Annotated in this window: 11 protein-coding genes; 7 read left to right on the top strand and 4 right to left on the bottom strand. The window is 36.4% G+C overall.

All coding sequences use genetic code 11. From position 1 onward, the window contains the following. Positions 1-19 precede the first annotated feature (19 nt). From KI343_RS09795 to KI343_RS09785, 3 genes are all read right to left on the bottom strand, one after another. On the bottom strand, positions 20-1,534 hold the full coding sequence (locus KI343_RS09795) for a glycosyltransferase family 2 protein (RefSeq protein WP_212926243.1): 1,515 nt from the start codon (positions 1,532-1,534) through the stop codon (positions 20-22). Positions 1,535-1,648: 114 nt separating this feature from the next. Next, positions 1,649-4,939, bottom strand: a complete 3,291-nt coding sequence (locus KI343_RS09790; protein ID WP_212926242.1) for a CDP-glycerol glycerophosphotransferase family protein — start codon at positions 4,937-4,939, stop codon at positions 1,649-1,651. A gap of 373 nt (positions 4,940-5,312) precedes the next feature. Continuing rightward, positions 5,313-7,286, bottom strand: a complete 1,974-nt coding sequence (locus tag KI343_RS09785) for an acyltransferase family protein (RefSeq protein ID WP_212926241.1) — start codon at positions 7,284-7,286, stop codon at positions 5,313-5,315. Between the two features lie 396 nt (positions 7,287-7,682). Here KI343_RS09785 and KI343_RS09780 point away from each other — a divergent pair, with 396 nt between their 5' ends. The 6 genes from KI343_RS09780 (at position 7,683) to csaB (ending at position 17,482) form a co-directional block, all read left to right on the top strand. Then, positions 7,683-10,997, top strand: a complete 3,315-nt coding sequence (locus KI343_RS09780; RefSeq protein ID WP_212926240.1) for an SH3 domain-containing protein — start codon at positions 7,683-7,685, stop codon at positions 10,995-10,997. A gap of 220 nt (positions 10,998-11,217) precedes the next feature. After that, entirely contained in the window at positions 11,218-11,616 is a 399-nt protein-coding gene (gene tagD, locus KI343_RS09775; protein WP_212926239.1) for a glycerol-3-phosphate cytidylyltransferase, read from the top strand. After that, positions 11,609-12,793 (top strand): CDP-glycerol glycerophosphotransferase family protein, encoded by a 1,185-nt coding sequence (locus tag KI343_RS09770; protein ID WP_212926238.1) that lies wholly within the window; start codon positions 11,609-11,611, stop codon positions 12,791-12,793. The genes tagD and KI343_RS09770 overlap by 8 nt, the downstream gene beginning before the upstream one ends. 209 nt (positions 12,794-13,002) lie before the next feature. Beyond that, positions 13,003-14,526 carry a putative polysaccharide biosynthesis protein gene (locus KI343_RS09765; protein WP_212926237.1) on the top strand — a complete coding sequence of 508 codons (1,524 nt, stop codon included), beginning with the start codon at positions 13,003-13,005 and terminating at the stop codon, positions 14,524-14,526. 15 nt (positions 14,527-14,541) lie between these two features. Beyond that, positions 14,542-16,404, top strand: a complete 1,863-nt coding sequence (locus KI343_RS09760) for a DUF5693 family protein (protein WP_212926236.1) — start codon at positions 14,542-14,544, stop codon at positions 16,402-16,404. A gap of 4 nt (positions 16,405-16,408) precedes the next feature. After that, positions 16,409-17,482 (top strand): polysaccharide pyruvyl transferase CsaB, encoded by a 1,074-nt coding sequence (gene csaB / locus KI343_RS09755; RefSeq protein WP_212926235.1) that lies wholly within the window; start codon positions 16,409-16,411, stop codon positions 17,480-17,482. Positions 17,483-17,560: 78 nt separating this feature from the next. Here csaB and KI343_RS09750 read toward each other — a convergent pair whose 3' ends face one another. Next, positions 17,561-18,670: a glycosyltransferase family 4 protein gene (locus KI343_RS09750; RefSeq protein ID WP_212926234.1), complete on the bottom strand. Its 1,110-nt coding sequence runs from the start codon at positions 18,668-18,670 to the stop codon at positions 17,561-17,563. A gap of 341 nt (positions 18,671-19,011) precedes the next feature. On the opposite strand from KI343_RS09750, the gene KI343_RS09745 reads away from it, so the two are divergent. Beyond that, complete coding sequence (locus tag KI343_RS09745; protein WP_212926233.1) at positions 19,012-19,242, top strand: hypothetical protein; 231 nt, start codon at positions 19,012-19,014, stop codon at positions 19,240-19,242. Positions 19,243-19,354: the final 112 nt, after the last annotated feature.

The following is a 19,354-nucleotide window of genomic DNA, read 5'->3' as shown; positions in this document are numbered from 1 at the left end:
CCTCCAAACGATAATTCGTCTATTTAATAACTAAGCTTAGATTGTTATCTTGAGATGTATAAAATTCGTATTTTTTATCTTGATAAGAGATGCTATTTTTTAAAATTCGTTTAATATTTATTAACTGATAGTCATTATATCGAATAAATATTGTAAAGGTAGAATTTTTAATCTCATTAATTTTTTCTACATCTACATTAAATTTAAGAATATCATTTTTAACTTCAAAATCAAGAATTAAATCATTTCCTACTCTTTTTCTGTCTCTGATTAAGATATTATTAATATTTTGTACGGCTTTTCCATATACCTCTACAGTCTGATAATAAACTTTATCAATCACATAGGAATCAATCGCCCGCGCAAATAATGGTATCTCTATTCTTTTTATTGGTTCTTCCAAGAAAGGAATTTCTAGAAACGCTTTTTTATCTTTAATGATATATTTTTTATTTTTATCTTTTTTGGACCATCTAAATAAATTCACAAAATCTTCTACTCTGCCTTCAATAAATAGCTGCACCGCTAACTTATACAATGAGCTTTCAAACGGTTCAGTAAAGTCATAGCGCAAATCTTTGGTTGTATTTATAACATCGTTAAGCATTTGGAAAAATTTTTCTTTTTCTTTTGAATTAATAAAGACCATGGAGTTAAAAGTTCTTAAAATATCGTACTCATATATCCGATTAAGGGCAGTTTTTTCTTTTTCTACAGGCAATTTCTTCTCTTTGATATAATTAATAACTTTTAAATCACAATATCTTTTATATATTACATCTGTGGTTTTGGTTAATGATTTTGAATTTTGATCACTTCTGTTTACATATTGAACCGGATGCACTGTGGTTGAAACTTTATTTGCATGAAAGAAAACATCAAAGAAAAACGTCTTATCTTCCGCAAATTTCATATCTGGGAAGGTAATATTGTTTTCTTTTACCAAAGAAAGCTTGACCATTCTTGATCTTGGTCCCATATGATAAAAGAAATGGTCTACCTCGAACGGTGAAATACTTCTTCTTTCTTTAATAGAAGCATATTCCCCGATAATACTTTCCTTGCCGCCTGTCTCTACCTTTATTGTTTTTCCTTCAGCGTAATCATCATCTGTCTCTTCTAAAATATTATATAAGACTTCTATGCCTCTAGAGTGAAACCAATCATCCGCATCTAAAAATGTAATATATTTACCTATTGCAAAATCAATACCAATATTCCTCGGTGTTGATGGGGAGCCTGTATTCTCCTGTAGCTTAATAAAAGTAATATTTTTATATTTATCTGCGTATTCTTGCACAATTTCTCTAGAGTTATCATTAGATTTATCGTCTACAATAATATATTGAATATTATCAAAACCAATACTTTGATTTATAACAGATTCAATGGTTTTGCTTATGAATTCTTCACTGTTATATAAAGGAGTTACTACGGTAACCTTTGGTGTTGCTGAGAAAAATTTACCCGGAGCATTTACCACTTTATACTTTTTATTAAATAAATTATATTTAATATCACTTAGTATTGACATCATTCTCATCTCCTTTATGGATTAATTACTACTATCTATAATAATGTGACAAACCTTTACAATAATCAAATTTGAAAAGATGTATATTATAAAAGAGGGCCTAAGCCCTCTTTTCTATTTAAAAATATTGTCTACAACCCTTTTCCCAGCATTACCATCATCAAGAGAACAATACTTTTGTGAAAACTTTTTGTATTTGTCTTTATAAGTTGCTTCCATTTCTTCTATATTTTCGATACTGTAAATAATTTCATTGGTGCTGTATACAAATGGTCCCGGTGCTTCACTCTCAAAGTCCATATAAAAACCTCGTAAGTCGTCTCTATATTTTTCAAAATCATACGTATAGAACAAAATTGGTTTCTGTGTATTAGCAAAATCAAACATAACGGAAGAGTAGTCCGTAATAAGAATATCCGTTATCAGATACAAATCTTGAATGTCTGGGTAATTTGATACATTTTTTACAAAGTCTTTTAGCTCCGGATCAATTTTAAGTTTGTTGCTTACTACAACATGCATCCTCAATAAAATAATATAATCATCGCCTAGTTTTTCTTTCATTAAATTCAAATCCATATTTATATCAAATAAGAATTTATTTTTCTTGGAGGTTTGATCATCTCTAAACGTAGGAGCATACAGTATAACTTTTTTATCCTCTGGCAATTTAAGCCGCTTTTTAACTTTTGACCCTATTTCTTTTGCATTATCCGAAAACAAGATATCATTTCTTGGATAACCGACTTCTAAAACTTCTCCCTCATACCTAAATGCACTTCTAAATTTATCTGTAGCATAAGCGCTTGGAGAAATCAAATAATCCCACTGTTTAACAGCAGATCCAACTCTTTCTAAATAGTCGTCGCTTCTGCCCTGAATATTTTCTATATCATACAGCATCTTCTTTAACGGCGTTCCATGCCAGGTTTGCAAATATGTTGTTTTAGAAGGCTTTTTAATATAAGTTGGGAAGTTCTGGTTGTTAACCCAGTACCCAGCTCTTAATAAATAATAATAGTAAGCCGGACTTAACCTGCTTATTTTAATTGTTTTTTCATCACTAAACCTGTAATTTTTATTATAGACCCAAACTTTTTTGTAATCTAAGTCATTCTTTATTATCTCCTCATATATTACCCGGGGGCTGTCTGAAAATTGCTTTCCAATTCCACTTTCAAAAAGGATCAGCTTAGGATCAGTTGGAATAATATAATAAGCTACTTTATACAACTTTTTCATCAGAGGGAAGTAATATTTACTTTTTCGGAACTTCCTGTACACAGCGCCATTAATCATTTGCACCTTATTATTATTAAAAATCGACTTTTTAGCTTTTGCTTCCTTTACATGTTCATAAATCCTTTGTGATGAATTTAAATCGCGATGTTTTACAAATTTACTTGCTTTTAGGTGATATTCTTCCTCTATCTGAAAATCACTCTTTGCATATTTTTCAATGCTATCCATTACCTTTTCATAATCAAAGGCAATTTCTCCAGGAAGTTCATTATCTAAGTCAAGATGTGAAGGTCGCTTTCCAATAAATCGATTTCGATCAAATTGATAATAAAGTACCGGTTTATCAAGAAAGCTAAAATCAAAACCAACACTTGAGTAGTCTGTCAGCATCATGGCACTTTGTTTAATAAGAAACTGAACATCAATTTCCCCTTGTTTAACCACCTTGATATGATCATTTTCAAAGTGACTGCTAAATCGTTGCATATTAGGGTGCAGACAGAAAAGAATATTAAAATTATTTGTTTCCGCTAGTTCTTTCAGCCTCTCGCTATTTATAAGGTCCGTGTACCTTTGATAATATTCGCTTTCCAAAAAGTCATCATCGGTTACAATCCAATCTCTCCATGTAGGTATAATAAGCAATTGACGCTTTACCTCTACATCTTTCTTAAAGAGGCTGTCAAATCTAGACAAACCTGTAACAAACACAGAACTTGGTTTATACCCAAAATCATTAACAATCATTTGTTTCTCAAAATCAGAGCTTACTATAAAAAAGTCTGTATCAAAGCCTGGAGAATTTTTTCCATAGTTCGCAATCATGTTTTTAGTTCCCATAATTCCATGTTGAAGAAAGACCTTATCTGCCTTCACTTTATTTTTGAATTTATTTGTACGTATTGGATACAAATAATCCGGATGATGGGATGAGATAACTTTTGTTGAAATAATCGTTTTCAAAATATGCTCTTTGGATTTATATTCTAGAACATTCCCAAGCTGTTCCACGTTTTTTCTCTCAGGTGAATCTGCTTCAATAACATAATATACATTTTTATCTGGGTGTTTTCCGCGCATATATTCAAAGAAAGCTTTCCCTGTATCTTGTGCTTTATAAGTTCTTTCCCCGACAATCCAGTTATCTTCTTTCTTATGAAGCAATCTTATCAACCAAGACCAGCGCATGACCCGTTTTAAATATTTATAAATATCTGTTCTATATTTATAAACTTCAAAAGATAAATTTTGTTTTTTAAAAGTAAGATAGGGATGAATAATATTGGACTCTTCCTTAAGAGGTGCATCCACGTCTCTTAAAAAGAGCTTTGTCCTGAACGTTGGCCTGCCTACACGAACATTTTTCACTTCATCCAAATCATGCATTTCCAAAGAAAAGAAAACATCATATATATCCTCTTCTATCGGTTTTGCACCGTTAAGGCCTTTAAAATCTATCTCCACCTGATAAGTATATCTGTTTAATCCATACTTTTTTTCTACTTGATCCGTTAAATGTGTAAATTTCACATTTTTTATAGAGTAGTTCATTCTCGTTTCTCTTCCCTGCAGAAGAAGTTCGCCTTTTAATATTCGAGAATTACGAGTAAATAGTTTACCTTCCATGATTAATTTACTTCGCCGTTTTTTTATTTTATCAATTTGCAGCTTTGTCGGAGCATCGGGTTCTATATTATAAACTAGTGAGAGATTTCCTTTTATAGTTATGTAGTTTAATACTCTATTTTCACTATAATGATAGTATTGAAGTCCTTCTGCTTTGGTATGCTCAAAACGGCCACAACGAATAAAATATTCTGCAAATTGCATTCCATCTATTTCAATAATCTCCAAATCAGAGCTCTTTCTTCTCGCAGCTGGTACAGATTTTAATGGCGTTGTTACTTTAAAATACCAGTCATAGTTTTCAGCCAAATTACTATTTAGGTCCTGAATCAGGCTCTCTAAATTAATTTCGAATGTAAATTTATTTGCTGGATTAATTTCACTGACCTTTATCTTCACTTCATGGCTTCTAGTGAATAGCCATAACTCTTTTGCTTTAAAATTTTCCCTATTAAATTCTCCTTCTACATAAAAAAGTTTACCTTTTTGAAAATATCTAACACTGGTTTTTAATTTTCCTCTTGGTGCTTTTTTCATGGCTCGTCTCCTACATAATATTTTGAGTATAAATCATACTATTATATTTTTGATTATAATGTCAAATTTAGAAATATATTACTCTGCGCATATGCGCATATATAATTTGGTTATCTAAATCTATCGTTTGGCGTTCTTTAGTGAATAAAAGTTATCCTATTTCTTCTATCATTTTAACGCTATCATTAACAATAAATAAAAGCAAAGCTTCCTAACATTTTTTTAATAGGTTTTGCGTTATCAAAATTAAAAATTTATGAATCTAGTTTCCTCAATAAAATCCTAAAGAAAAAGTGCACCAATCAAAATGACTCATTGATGGTAACACTTTTATAATGCCATATCGTTTTGTTAATGAAGTACAATAGAAAGATCAATTTAATATTTCATTTATCTTTTCTTTAAAGATCGGAGAAAATGATTTTGAAAATGTATTTGTAATATGGTCCGTATCTCTATATACGATAACATTCCCTATTATCGGCCGAAACTCATTATTAACCTTAAAATATCTAGTTAAGTCAAGGACATGTAACGAATTATTTTTTTCTAAAAACCCATTCCAATATTCCTCGTCCTTTTGTGAATCATAATTATTCATCATTTCAACAGTCTTTTCTTCCCCTTCAAGCTCTAAAGCTTCTAAAACATTAAAATCATAACGAGGGGTATCACGGACCGCAAGCACTTCTATTCCAAAACTTTCAACTTCTTTCAACTTATCAATCATTTGCTGCTGAATTCTATCTTTTTCTGTATCTGCTGCTGTGGCATGGGAAATGACTAAATCAATATCATTATTCTTGATGTATTCTGTAACGTTATTAACCCATTGTCCTTTTAAATCATTATCATTATACCCTGTGGAAAATCTTGTCCCTGATCTTGTAATTGATAGAACGCGGTAATTGGTATCTTTTGCAGCCTCAATGACAGCGCCAAGCCAATGCTGAGAGTGTGAACTTCCTACAACAGCAATAGTTGCATCGTAGTTCTCATTTTCTCCATAAACACCTACAATCACATCTGTCTCATCCAGACCCTGATTGTTACCATCTAAATGCGAAACCGGAAGATCATCAAACGCTGCTGCTAAAGCCGGGATTGGTTCTTCACTATTAAATGAATGGTCTTCAACTGCCATAGCTCCGGGATAATCAAGTTTATTTATATCCTTTGCCATCGTTTGACTCTTAGCATTATTTATTAAAACTACACTTGTTCCTATTAGGATTGTAGTAACCATCATTATTCCTAACCTTCTAAATGCCACTCTATTTATTGACACCGTTCTAATTGGTTTTTCAATATATTTAGTCATTACATAAGACAGTATAAAAGAAACCAAAATGATAATTATTCCAGTTAATACGCTGGGAACTTTCGAAAAATGATAGTTATAAAACGAAAGCAGCACCCAATGCCATAAATAAACCCCGAAGGAAAGGCTACCTAATTTCATCATAATCGGAGTACCTAATAAGTTTTTAACTCCAAATTTCATATCCTTCGTTCCTGATACAATTATTAAAACTGCACAAAACATTGGCCACAAAGCTATATAACCAGGAAAAGATGTTGAGACGTCGAAAATAATGCCTGTAAGAATAAGCCCAATCAGACCAGCCCACCCCGATATAAAAGCAATTATCTTATTTATTTTTATATAAGACAAATTAATACACAGTAATCCTCCTAAAGCAAATTCCCAGACCCTAGTAAAAGTTATAAAGTAAGCAAAAGGCTGATTTACCTCTGTAAGATAAATTGAATATAAAATAGACACTATAAAAACGATCACTAATACTATATTCAATTGCATTTTTACATTTTTCAAATTAACCTTTTTACTTAAATAAAGCACACCAGCAAACAATAAAAACCAAATAATATAAAATTGGCCCTGAATGGACATAGCCCAGAAGTGTTCTACAGGTGTCTTCATTTGGCTAGAATTTAAATAATCAGTATTCGAAAATGCCAATTGCCAATTTTGATAATAAAATAACGAAGCGGTTACTTCTTTTATTGTTTTATCAAATATAGATGCCGGCAACAAAAAAATAGATAACACTAATACAAATAACAACACACACAGTACTGAAGGATATAAGCGCTTTATTAATTTTGTGATATAAGGTAAAAATTTAAAATCTTGATTGCGATTAATTGTTGATATAATTGATGTTGTGATTAAAAAGCCAGATACTACAAAAAAGACATCCACTCCACCGGATACTCTTCCAAACCAAATATGATATACAGCTACCAAAAGGGCAGCAACTACTCTAAGGCCTTCAATTTCAGGACGGAATTTTCTTTCTACGTCAATATAATTTGTATCCATTAAATACTCCCCTAAATTTTTATTACGGTAGTTAAGTGATTTCTTTGTTTAAGTAAAATTGAAAATATAATCTAGTAAATATTATTATACCATGAATTTTCTAATTATTTTTCAAACAAAATTAGTCATTTCTATATTTTAATCATTATCAAACTAGTATTATAGACCTACACACCTTCCCTCGGAAAACAGCAAATAATTATACCTTCTATAAAACCAGGTTTTTTGGCATGATTTCATCAAATTTCTACAAAAAATTCATATTTAAGGGTTAACATTTTAGTAATATAGTACGATAATAAACTATGGGTCTATAATCTTACCCTAGGAGGTGAATGATTAGAGGTGTTTTATACATAGACAATTGAATATTTATTTAAGGAGGATTCATGTTACGTGTTTACACGAGCTAAATTCAAGCGTTTCTTTGTAATTATGGTTGTCATTTTGCTTATTTTTCCTAATACAACAGCTTTTGCCTCTAGTTATCCTATTCAAAGTGCAGAAGAAAACGTTGATTTAGAGAATCAAGAACCTTATTTCATTTACTCAGATTCATCGGAGACCATTCCCCTTTATGCAGAACCTTCAGATAAAGCAAGTGATATTCTTATTGAAGCTCCAAATCCTTCGAAAGTCCAGTTACTAGAGGACTTAGATTCCGATAATAGTAAAGATGAAGATGTGGAATTTTTATTAGTCCTATTTGAAATGGAAACTGAAGACGAGGTAGAAGAAGTTGAAGGATATGTAAATAAAGATTTTATTATCGATGAAGATGAAATGGATAAGATACTTTCAAATAATGCATTGGAGACAGAAGATGTAAAGGAATTAGCGGAAGGCGAACAGGATGCTTCCGATGAAGATTCTACTGAGGGCGAAGAAAGTGGTTCAGAACTTGCTGAAGATGGACCGGATGCTTCAGACGAAGAACTTGCTGAAGATGAGCAAGATGCTCCAGACGAAAAACTTGCTGATGACGAGCAAGATGCTTCAGACGAGGAACTTGCTGAAGATGAACAGGATGCTTCAGACGAGGAACTTGCTGATGACGAGCAAGATGCTCCAGACGAAGAACTTGCTGAAGACGAGCAAGATGTTTCAGACGAAGAACTTACTGAAGATGAGCAGGATGCTTCAAACGAAGAACTTACTGAAGACGAGCAGGATGCTTCAGACGAAGAACTTGCTAAAGATGAGCAGGATGCTTTAGACGAAGAACCTGCTAATATTCAAGGTTTTTCAGTCCTAGCTAGCTTATCCAACCTCCAAGGCGTAGCTATAAAAAATAAGACACATGTATACAAAAGTAGATCGACAAGCTCTAAAAAGCTAAAAAGCTACAATAAAGGAACGATCCTGAAATATCGCTCTTATAACGCTAATTGGTTTCAAGCCACTGTCTACGCAAACGGAAAATGGCAAACTGGGTACATTCATAAAAATGATGTAGAAAATGTGGTTAATAATCAGCAATCACAACAAGGTGTAGCTAAAAATAACCCTACACATGTTTACAAAAGTGCGTCTACGAATTCTGGCACTTGGAAGACTTACTCTGCTGGTAGCTTATTGAAATATAAAACATTCACATCAAATTGGTATCAAGCTACTGTTTACGTTAATGGAAAAGCCCAAACTGGATATATTCATAAAAACCATGTGGAAAATGCAGATTCAAACCCTTCTACAATACAGGGGGTAGCTAAAAATAATCCTACACGTATTTATAAGAGTACTTCCACTAACTCCGGCACTTGGAAGACTTATTCTGCTGGTAGTTTGCTGAAATATAGAACATTCACATCAAACTGGTACCAAGCTACTGTTTACGTTAATGGGAAAGCTCAAACTGGCTTTATCCATAAAAACCATGTGGAAAATGCAGATTCAAACCCTTCTACAATACAGGGGGTAGCTAAAAATAATCCTACACGTATCTATAAAAGTACTTCCACTAGCTCCGGCACTTGGAAGACTTACTCTGCTGGTAGTTTGCTGAAGTATAGAACCTTCACATCAAACTGGTATCAAGCTACTGTTTACGTTAATGGAAAAGCTCAAACTGGATATATTCATAAAAACCATGTAGAAAATGCAGATTCAAATCCTTCTACAATACAGGGGGTAGCTAAAAATAATCCTACACGTATTTATAAGAGTACTTCCACTAGTTCCGGAACTTGGAAGACTTATTCTGCTGGTAGTTTATTGAAATATAAAACATTCACATCAAACTGGTATCAAGCTACTGTTTACGTTAATGGAAAAGCTCAAACTGGCTTTATTCATAAAAATCATGTAGAAAATGCAGATTCAAATCCTTCTACAATACAGGGTATAGCTAAAAATAATCCTACACGTATTTATAAGAGTACTTCCACTAGCTCCGGCACTTGGAAGACTTATTCTGCTGGTAGTTTATTGAAATATAAAACATTCACGTCAAACTGGTATCAAGCTACTGTTTTTGTTAATGGGAAAGCTCAAACTGGTTTTATTCATAAAAATCATGTGGAAAATATATATTCAAACCAGAAAACTCAAACCGGATACGCTGCCGGGAATGGATCATCGATGAATGTATATGCATCGCCTTCTACTTCAAGTAAAGTGTTAAAAACGTATGCAAATAATTCATCTATAAAGTTTAAAACATTTAGTGCTAGTTGGTATCAAGCTACTGTTTATATAAATGGAAAAGCTAAAACTGGGTATATCCATAAAAATCATGTTTCATCTAAACCGCTTGAACCTAAAATCACGCATAATAATGTAAGATATGACTACACATTTAAGCTTATGGTCGATCGTCAAATGAAGCAAACGCCTAAATCAGACGGTGCAGGAAGAATCGCTGCAACACGTGGAGAAGTAGAGTTCTTTGCTAATCCAAACAATTTTAGTCCAACAGACCAAGAATATTTTCAATTCCTTGTTCTTTCTAGCCCGGGTGGATTTAGTGCTGCTGAAATCAATCGAAAGATTCTAAATGGCGCTGGCACTCTTTCTGGACAAGGAAAAGCATTTATCACTGCTGCCAAGAAATATAATATTAATGAAGCTTATTTAATTGCACACGCTATGCATGAAACAGGTAACGGGAAATCCACTTTAGCTCAAGGAATTCCTGTTGATGCAAAGGGAAATGTAACTAGAAATTCTAAAGGACAAATTGCTAGAACATCACTTACTAAGCATACTGTTTATAATATGTATGGTTACGGAGCTGTAGATGCTGATCCAATTAATGGCGGAGCTAAATACGCATTTGACCGTGGTTGGTTTACTCCAGAAAAAGCAATCATCGGGGGAGCTGCTTCTATTAACAGCTATATCAGCCGTGGCCAAGACACGCTATACAAAATGCGCTGGAATCCGGATAATCCGGGATATCCACAATATGCTACTCACGTAAGATGGGCTACTGGACAAACAAAAAGAATTTATAATTTGTACCAAATCGTTGATACGTATGAAGCTGTTTATGAAGTCCCTACTTTTACAAACACACCAAGTTCAGGGAAAGTAAATGCTTCTGCGCTAAATGTTCGTTCAGGTCCTAGTGCAAGCACAAGCAAAGTAGCTACTTTAGCTAATGGAGCTCAAGTAAATATCATTGGGGCTGATCCAAATGGATGGTATCAAATTGAGAGTGGAAAAACCAAAGGCTGGGTAAGTGCTACCTATATTAACTTAATCTATTAAACTATAAACCGTATTGTTGCTGAACAATGCGGTTTATTTTTATGGTTATAATTACCGGTTCTCATCACTATTTCAATTTGTTACTATAGTATTAGGTGATAAGTCACTATTTCATATCAATCAAGAAACTGTTGATATTATTTTTTATTTTATTATAACGGCAATATCTAATTAATGTTATAATAGATTCCAAATAATTAATTGGAGGTTATGTACTCTCATGAAGAAAGTAATTACGTACGGAACGTTTGATTTACTTCATACTGGACATATCAATATACTACGCCGAGCAAAGGAATATGGAGATTATTTGATTGTAGCAATATCATCAGATGAATTTAACGCACTTAAAGATAAGAAAGCTTATTATACGTTTGAACAGCGAAAAGCGATTTTAGAAGCCATTCGCTATGTAGATGAAGTTATTGCCGAAGAAACATGGGAGCAAAAGATTGAAGATGTGCAAAAGCATAATGTCGATGTTTTTGTAATGGGTGATGACTGGGAAGGTAAATTTGACTTCTTAAAGGATTATTGTGAAGTCGTTTATTTGCCTCGAACAGTTGGTATTTCCACCACAAAAATTAAAAAGGATTTACGATTAACGGATAATGGCTAGAGAACTTGCGATTACAGCATATTTATTTGCTTTTCGCATCTTCTTTAATATATGTAAATGGTTTCCCCAAAAGAAAAAAACGGTCGCCGTCGCTTCTTTTGGGGATAATATTGCCTTCACTCTTTCATCTTTGCAAAATTTGTCGAATGAGGAGATTTATATATTAAAAGATAGCTCCTGTCGATATAACTTTGATGGACTGAAAGCAACAGTTATTCCATTTGATATAAAGCATCCCATCAGCTATTTGAAATCAATCTATCATTTAGCAACGGCGAAAACGATTCTGCTAGATACGTATCAAGGCTTCTTAGCGTCTACAAACTTTCGAAAAGGTACGACGTGTGTTCAATTATGGCATGCAGGTGGTGCATTGAAACGATTTGGCTTAGAAGACCCAACAAACGAAGTACGCAGTAACCGGGCCCTAAAACGGTTTAAGTCCGTTTACAGCCGCTTTGATTATTCTGTCGTTGGTTCGGAAAAAATGGCAGATTCGTTTAAAGAAAGCTTCGGCCTGGCTGATGAGCAAATCATTCGCACTGGGATTCCACGTTCTGATTTACTGTTTGATCAAGATCGTCGTGACCGTGTCTATAACAATATCAAGAAACAATTTCCTAGTATTCGAGACCGCAAAATCATCTTATATACACCTACGTTTCGCAATGATGCTTTAGATAAATATGATTTAGAGCTTGATTTGCATCGTATGTATCAAGAGCTGTCCGATGATTATGTGTTATTTATCAAACTGCATCCAGCTGTTTCGGCGGGATTAAAATATGATCTCTATGAAGATTTTGTTTATGATTTTTCGAATTACAAAGATACCAATGAACTGCTGCTTATTACCGATTTGTTAATTAGTGATTATTCTTCGATTCCTTTTGAATATGCTACTTTAGAAAGACCAATGATTTTCTTTGCATATGATTTAGAAGAATATAAAATCACCAGTGGTTTAATTGATCATTATGAGGATGTCGTTCCTGGCCCTGTTGTCAGCTCGACAAATGAAATTATTCGAGTCATTCAGTCCGATGCTTTTGATTATGAGAAAATCCGCAGTTTTAAACAAACTTATAGCGAGTATTCTCAAGGTCATTCCAGCGATGACTTAGTGTTGTTTCTAACAGGAACCGAAGAACAAGCATCCGAAAAAGTATCTGTTTAAACATATACGCGAAAATGCGTGTATGTTTTTTTGTTTTTCAACTATCTATAGCCTCTTTTATTCCCTATTGAGACTTTCCTTTTATTTATTCTAACCTGCTTATCGAATCTTATTCTGTCTAATTTAGAGTTCCCTCTTCTAAAATCATCACTTCCGGATAAACTAACAAGAAAGCTTTTATTTAACGATGATCTAAAGGAGCTTTTCCCATGCATCCATTATTCAAAGGCGCTTTATTTCTTACGATTGCTTCTGCACTATCAAAATTGATTGGCAGCTTATTTCGGATTCCCATGCAAAATATTGCTGGAGATGAATTGCTTGGTATTTTCAGCATTGTATACCCGATTTATATGTTGACGCTAACGCTGTCTGTAGCAGGGATTCCCATCGCTGTTTCTAAGCTGATCTCAGAAAAGCGCATGCATGATGACGGTGCTTCCATCACTTCTTTATTTTTTGCTTCCCGCTTCTTAGGTCTTTTATTTGGTGTGGGCTGCTTTTTGGCTATTTGGCTGCTTTCATTCCCTCTTGCTTCGCTTTTAGGCGGGGAACAGATTCGCTTCCCTTTAATCATGGTTTCTGCCACGCTTCTTATCGCTCCGTATATGGCAGTCTATCGCGGGTATTTTCAAGGCTTTGAAATGATGCACCAAACTGCTATCTCGCAAATTATCGAACAGGTCTTTCGTGTGGGGATCATGCTTTGCATTGTCTATTTTCTCGTGGAACTTGATTTCAGCTATCCACAGATTGCCGGCTGGATGATGATTGGTTCCATTGCAGGGGCGGGGATCTCTCTCCTTTATTTGTTTTCTGCTTACCGGAGACAGACAAAATCGCTATCCGCTTTCGTTTGGAAGACAAAAAATTGGGCACAATTTAAACAAGATAGTACTTCTCTATTAACGATTGCTATTCCCATTGCATTTGGATCGATTAGTTTTTCGTTGATGCCTGTCGTGGACTCCTTAACGATTCCGTATGGGTTGCAGCAGTTTGGTGTCTCTGCTGAGAAAGTTCCTCATGCATTTGGTATTTACAGTCGCGGAATTATTTTTGTTCAAATGATTACGATGCTTGCTTCCTCTGTGGTTACACCGCTGATTCCTCATCTAGCTCGCTTAAGGCAAACGGGAGAATGGAAGAAGATTCAGCAAACTGCAGCGAAGACCATCTGGATTGTTCAATTAACTTCCTGGCCTGTCGTTATGATCTCGGTTTTATTTATTACGCCGCTTAATATCACGTTATTTACAGACACCAATGGAAATGCAGTTATTGTCATTCTTCTCATCAGTGGCGGTTTTTTATCTCTGGCGCTGCTTAGTACGGCAATTTTGCAGGCATTGGCTTACGAAAAACAAGCTGCCGTATTTGTATGCATCGCAATTGGTATCAAAGTGATTGGTAATCTAGCCTTTCTTCCGGCGTATGGATTGATGGCTGCTGCCTATGTAACGTTATTCAGTTATGGTTTATTAGTCCTTTTGAATGTTTCCTTATTAAAACGGCTTCTTTCTATATCTATCTTTCCACGGAAATTAATTGCCGTATTATTTGGTTGCTTCTGTCTTGGTTTTATATTGCGGATTCCGATGATGCTTTGGGGAGTTGGTGTAGACAGCCGAGGGGAAGCGTTCTTGTATTCTCTTACGGTTGGTTTTATTTTTCTGATTATCGCTGTTGCTGTTTGGTTTCTTTGGTGGAGGAAGCAAAAGAAAGCTGTATAAAGGAGTTTATTATTGATGCGAAAGCCTTTTTATCTATTTAGTCTTGTTCTATTTTTACTTATCCTGTCTCTGCCGGGATTAATCAATCGAGTTGCCGTGGAATCCGCTAATCGTACGTACGAGGTCGTGATGCCGCTTCAACATTTGACGGAAGCCGCTGCAGAGGAAAATCAATTGCTCTATGAGGTGCTGGAAGATTTCCAAGCTGCCGGACTCAAAAAAGTACAGCTGGATTATCTAACGTTGGAACGAATGAAGGAAAAGCAGCTGCTAAGCATTTATACGGATGCAGAGCTGGTGGAGGCTTTGCGCTTTTCTGCCGAATATAAAGACAGTCCTGTAGAGAAAGGAATATACGTCAGCCAGCCGCAGCAAGCGTTCTATCAAGAACTATTGAATCAGCATTTTTATTTGGAATATCGGTTAGTTGGCGGCGAACGATTTTATTATTTCACCGATCGTTCTAGCTTAGAAGCATTTATAGGTTATGACCCCTATGAAATGCAAATGCTGCATGAGATGGGTATAAATTATGTATTTAACCTGCCAAATCAGGATGAGTCCGATTTACATGATCTTTTTCATACATATCAACAATCTTCCCCTCAAGGTGTTTTATTTTCCTCTGGGGAGGTGCTCGGTTTTCCAAATGCGGATGCTATGCAAACTACAGGTAATGACTTGCAAAAACATGGCATCCCTTTTTATCAACAGGAATTCACCCGTTTAGCAGGGGGGGCTGTTATAGCAAACGCAACAGATTATCAATTTATTCGTCAGCACGCCATTCAACTTGGTGAGAAACCGATGGAAGAAAGTGTCCAACAAGCTATCCGGGCTATCAAAGAGCGAAATATTCGTTCGATTCTTGTCAATCTACCGCTTGAAGATGCAACAGAAGGAATTGTTTTTTTAGAAAAGCTTCAGCAGCAAATGCCTGCCCAGTTTATCCACGGAAATGCGCTGCCTTTTCAAAAAATAGAAAAGGCAAACTGGATACAACCGTTGCTTCTTGTTACAGCGCTTCTCTTTAGTTATACACTGCTAAGCTGTTTATTTTTCCAAAAGATACGGGGGATGGTCGTGTTCCTTTTGTTTGTTTTGGGTGCTGCTTGGATGATCACAGACTACCTGCTTCTTTTAAAACTATTTACATGGCTGATCGCTATTTTAACGGTGGTTGGTGCTGTTTTAGTCAGTGCAAATTCCCGGGCAGAAAAACAGGCTCCTGTTTGGCTTTCTTTTTTACAGGCAACAGGGATAACGATTCTTGGTATTCTGCTTATTATCGGATTATTAAATGGGAATGCATTTATTACCGGGGTGGAGCTTTTTCGGGGAATTAAGCTATTGCATATTATCCCGCCGCTGCTTGTACTTTTCGGTTTATTTTATTCTTTCTTTACCAAGCAAAATCGCCATTCCTTACAAACCTTGTTGAACAAAGAAATACGTGTCTGGCATGTCTTGGTGATGCTTGTTCTGCTATTCGCTTTTGCCTATTATCTTGTCCGGACGGGGAATAGCGGAATGGTTAGTTCACTGGAAATGACCATTCGGCATAAGCTAGAGGAATTATTATATGTTCGACCGCGTACCAAGGAATTTTTGATTGGTTATCCAGCGATGGTTATCGGGCTATACTTTCTCCCGTGTTCAAGTGTTCTCGGAAAGTGTTTCTTAACAATCGGATCCATCGGTTTTCTGTCCATGTTAAATACGTTCACCCATTTCCATACGCCGCTGTTTATTTCGATATTGCGGTCTATTTACGGAATCGGATTGGGACTGATTTTCGGCTATCTGATTCTCTTTCTTATCGTATGGGCTCGGAAATACTGGGCAAGATACAAGAAAAATGCTTGGCAGGAGGGATAGGTCCATGCACGTTATTTTATCGGGCTATTATGGATTTGATAATGCGGGAGATGAGGCTATTCTTCATAGTATTATCTCAGCGCTTCGCATCGAGGATTCAGCCATTAAAATTACGGTTTTATCTAATAATCCACCGCAAACGAAAAAAACATTTCAGGTGGAAAGCGTCCACCGGCAGCGGTTAGCCGAGGTAAATCAAGTGATGCGCCAGGCTGACGGGCTTATCAGTGGCGGCGGGTCGCTGTTCCAAGATATTACAAGCAGCCGCTCGCTCCTCTATTATGCTGGCATTATCCAGCTTGCTCGATTTCATAAAGTTCCCGTATGCATCTATGCGCAAGGAATCGGTCCATTACGTCGTTTAGTCAGCAAACGTTTGGTTTCTTATTTATTTAATCGTTCCCAATATATCTCCGTAAGAGACCGTGATTCCAAAGCCTTTTTACAAACCATCGGCGTTAAGGAGTCGATTCAAGTCGTTCCAGACCCCGTCCTTGGGCTGCGTACTTCTTTTCCTGAGAAAAAAACGTCGAACACGATTTGTGTCGCTGTCCGTGCTTGGCGGCATCACCAATCCTATAAAAAACAATTGGCTATCTGCTTGGATGCTCTCTACCAGCAAGGGTATACGATTTTATTTTTACCAATGCATGGACAGCAGGATTATATGACTTCTGTGGAAATCCAGGAAACCATGCACGCACCAAGTGAAGTCCTTTCCGATACCTCTTCTTTCACAGAAAGACTACAACATATCCATCAAGCCGATGTACTTATCGGGATGCGTCTGCATGCTTTAATTTTTGCTGCGATTACGGCGACTCCTTTTGTTGCATTATCCTATGATCCAAAAATTGATGCGATTGCTAAACAGCTCGGCCAACCGGTTGTCGGGCATGTGGAAAAGCTGAATTGGACAGCCGATTCTCTGCTGGAACATGTCCAGATGCTATTGGATACAGGGGAGGAGCATCGCCGTTATCGGGAGCGAATAAAGCAATTTCATCAAGGGGCGCAGGATACAGCATCCTCTGCGCTGGATGTATTTAAAATGGGAAATAGAAGTAGAAGCGGTTAAAATGAAGGTGTTGCTGGGATTGGGTTGGGGATGAGTTGCGCTGGCGAACATAGCGAGCATTCAAAAAAAGCAGCGATTTTAGTCACTGCTTTTTCTTTGATTCTTTCTTTTCTTAAATGGTTTCACTAAAACTGCTTTTAACCGGCGAAGCAACGTTACGATTGGCCTTTTCCCTCCCATAACCAGGCCGGCCAGCTCCGCAAAAATATGCAAGAGAATAATCAAAACAGCTGTAAACAGCAGGGAAATTGCTAAATCGGCTTCTGAAAAGAGAAGACCTATTACCCCAAACAAGGCACTGAACAAATAAATAATCACAACCGTTTTCCGGTGACTATACCCCGCATCAAGTAATTGGTAGTGAATATGGCGGCGATCTGCTGCCATGATGCTTTCTTTATTATATAAACGGCGAATCATTGCCACCAGCGTGTCAAAGATAGGTACCGCCAGAATCACGACAGGAATAATAAAACTGAAGAAGGTAATGTTTTTAAACAAACCTAATATAGAAATAATCGCAACCACATAGCCAAGTAAATTCGAACCGGTATCCCCCATGTATATTTTTGCAGGATAAAAGTTGTGATATAAAAAGCCAATATTCGCGCCAATAAAACTAATACATAAATAAGCAACCAACACTTGATAATCGACAAGCGCCATCGCAAAGATACTAATCATCGCAATCGTCGTTACACCTGTTGCCAGCCCGTCCAAACCATCAATTAAATTAATCGCATTGGTAATCCCAATAATCCAAAAGAAAGTAAGTACCGGACCTAAGAAGCCAAGCTCCACCACCCCTAGAAACGGAATGGTAATACGCTCAATAATCAAGCCCGCATAAATAAGTAAACCCGCAGCAATAACTTGCCCCGACAATTTCACAAGCGGACGAAGCGTATACTTATCATCCAGCGCCCCCGTAATAAGAATAATGATCGAACCAATCAGAATTTCATCCACATAGATATGCCTCGGCTGTAAATAAAGCATACCTAAAAGAGCACCGATAAAAATGGCTATCCCGCCTAATCTCGGTGTTATTTTTTTATGTATTTTTCGATGATTGGGTGTATCCATTGCCCCTATTTTAACCGCCAGCTTTTTTACCGGAAATGTAACCAGCAAAGAAGTCACAGCAGAAATAAGAAAGGCTATCGCTAAATCAACATAGTTAAACATCGCCCATTCTCCTAAATCTTACAATTCTATCACGCCTCAAGGACAGCCTTATTTGCAGCCCCTGTCTATTTATCGAATCGGATATAGCGTTGATTGGGGTAAGCCCTCTGCCCCGCTATATATCATGTTTTTGGTCATTTTTCTGGTCATCTCAATTTTCGACATAATTTGCTGCCGACTTCCTTAAATTATATAGGACTCCTCCTAGATTGCGCAATGATTAATCCGATTATTCTTTGGGAGTTGGTGGGTTGGCTTGGAGTTGGGGTGGGTTTTGGTTGGGGTGGAGCGCTTTCTGACTCGATCGGAGCGCTTTAGCCTTGGGGTGGAGCGGATTTTGGATGGGGCGGAGCGCTTTGGCCTGGGTTGGAGCGGTTTCTGGATGGGGTGGAGCGATTTATGACTGGTTTGGAGCGGATTCTGGCTCGGTTGGAGCGCATTGGCCTCATTTGGAGCGGATTCTGACTGGATTGGAGCGCTTTGGTCTTGGGTTGGAGCGAATTTTGGATGGGGCGGAGCGCTTTGGCCTTGGATTGGAGCGGTTTCTGACTCGATCGGATGACGTACAATAGTCTGTGTAAGCTGAATAAATAGGAAAGGTAAGGTTATCCTACCCATTAGTTAATCATCACAAAAACTAAGAAGAGGAGACCTTACCTATGTCTACTAGTATAACTGATAATG

Source organism: Oceanobacillus sp. J11TS1 (assembly GCF_018333215.1).
Taxonomy (GTDB): Bacteria; Bacillota; Bacilli; order Bacillales; family Amphibacillaceae; genus Oceanobacillus.
The sequence above is the reverse complement of the archived record's forward strand: the minus strand, read 5'-3'. Positions and strand labels throughout refer to the sequence as shown.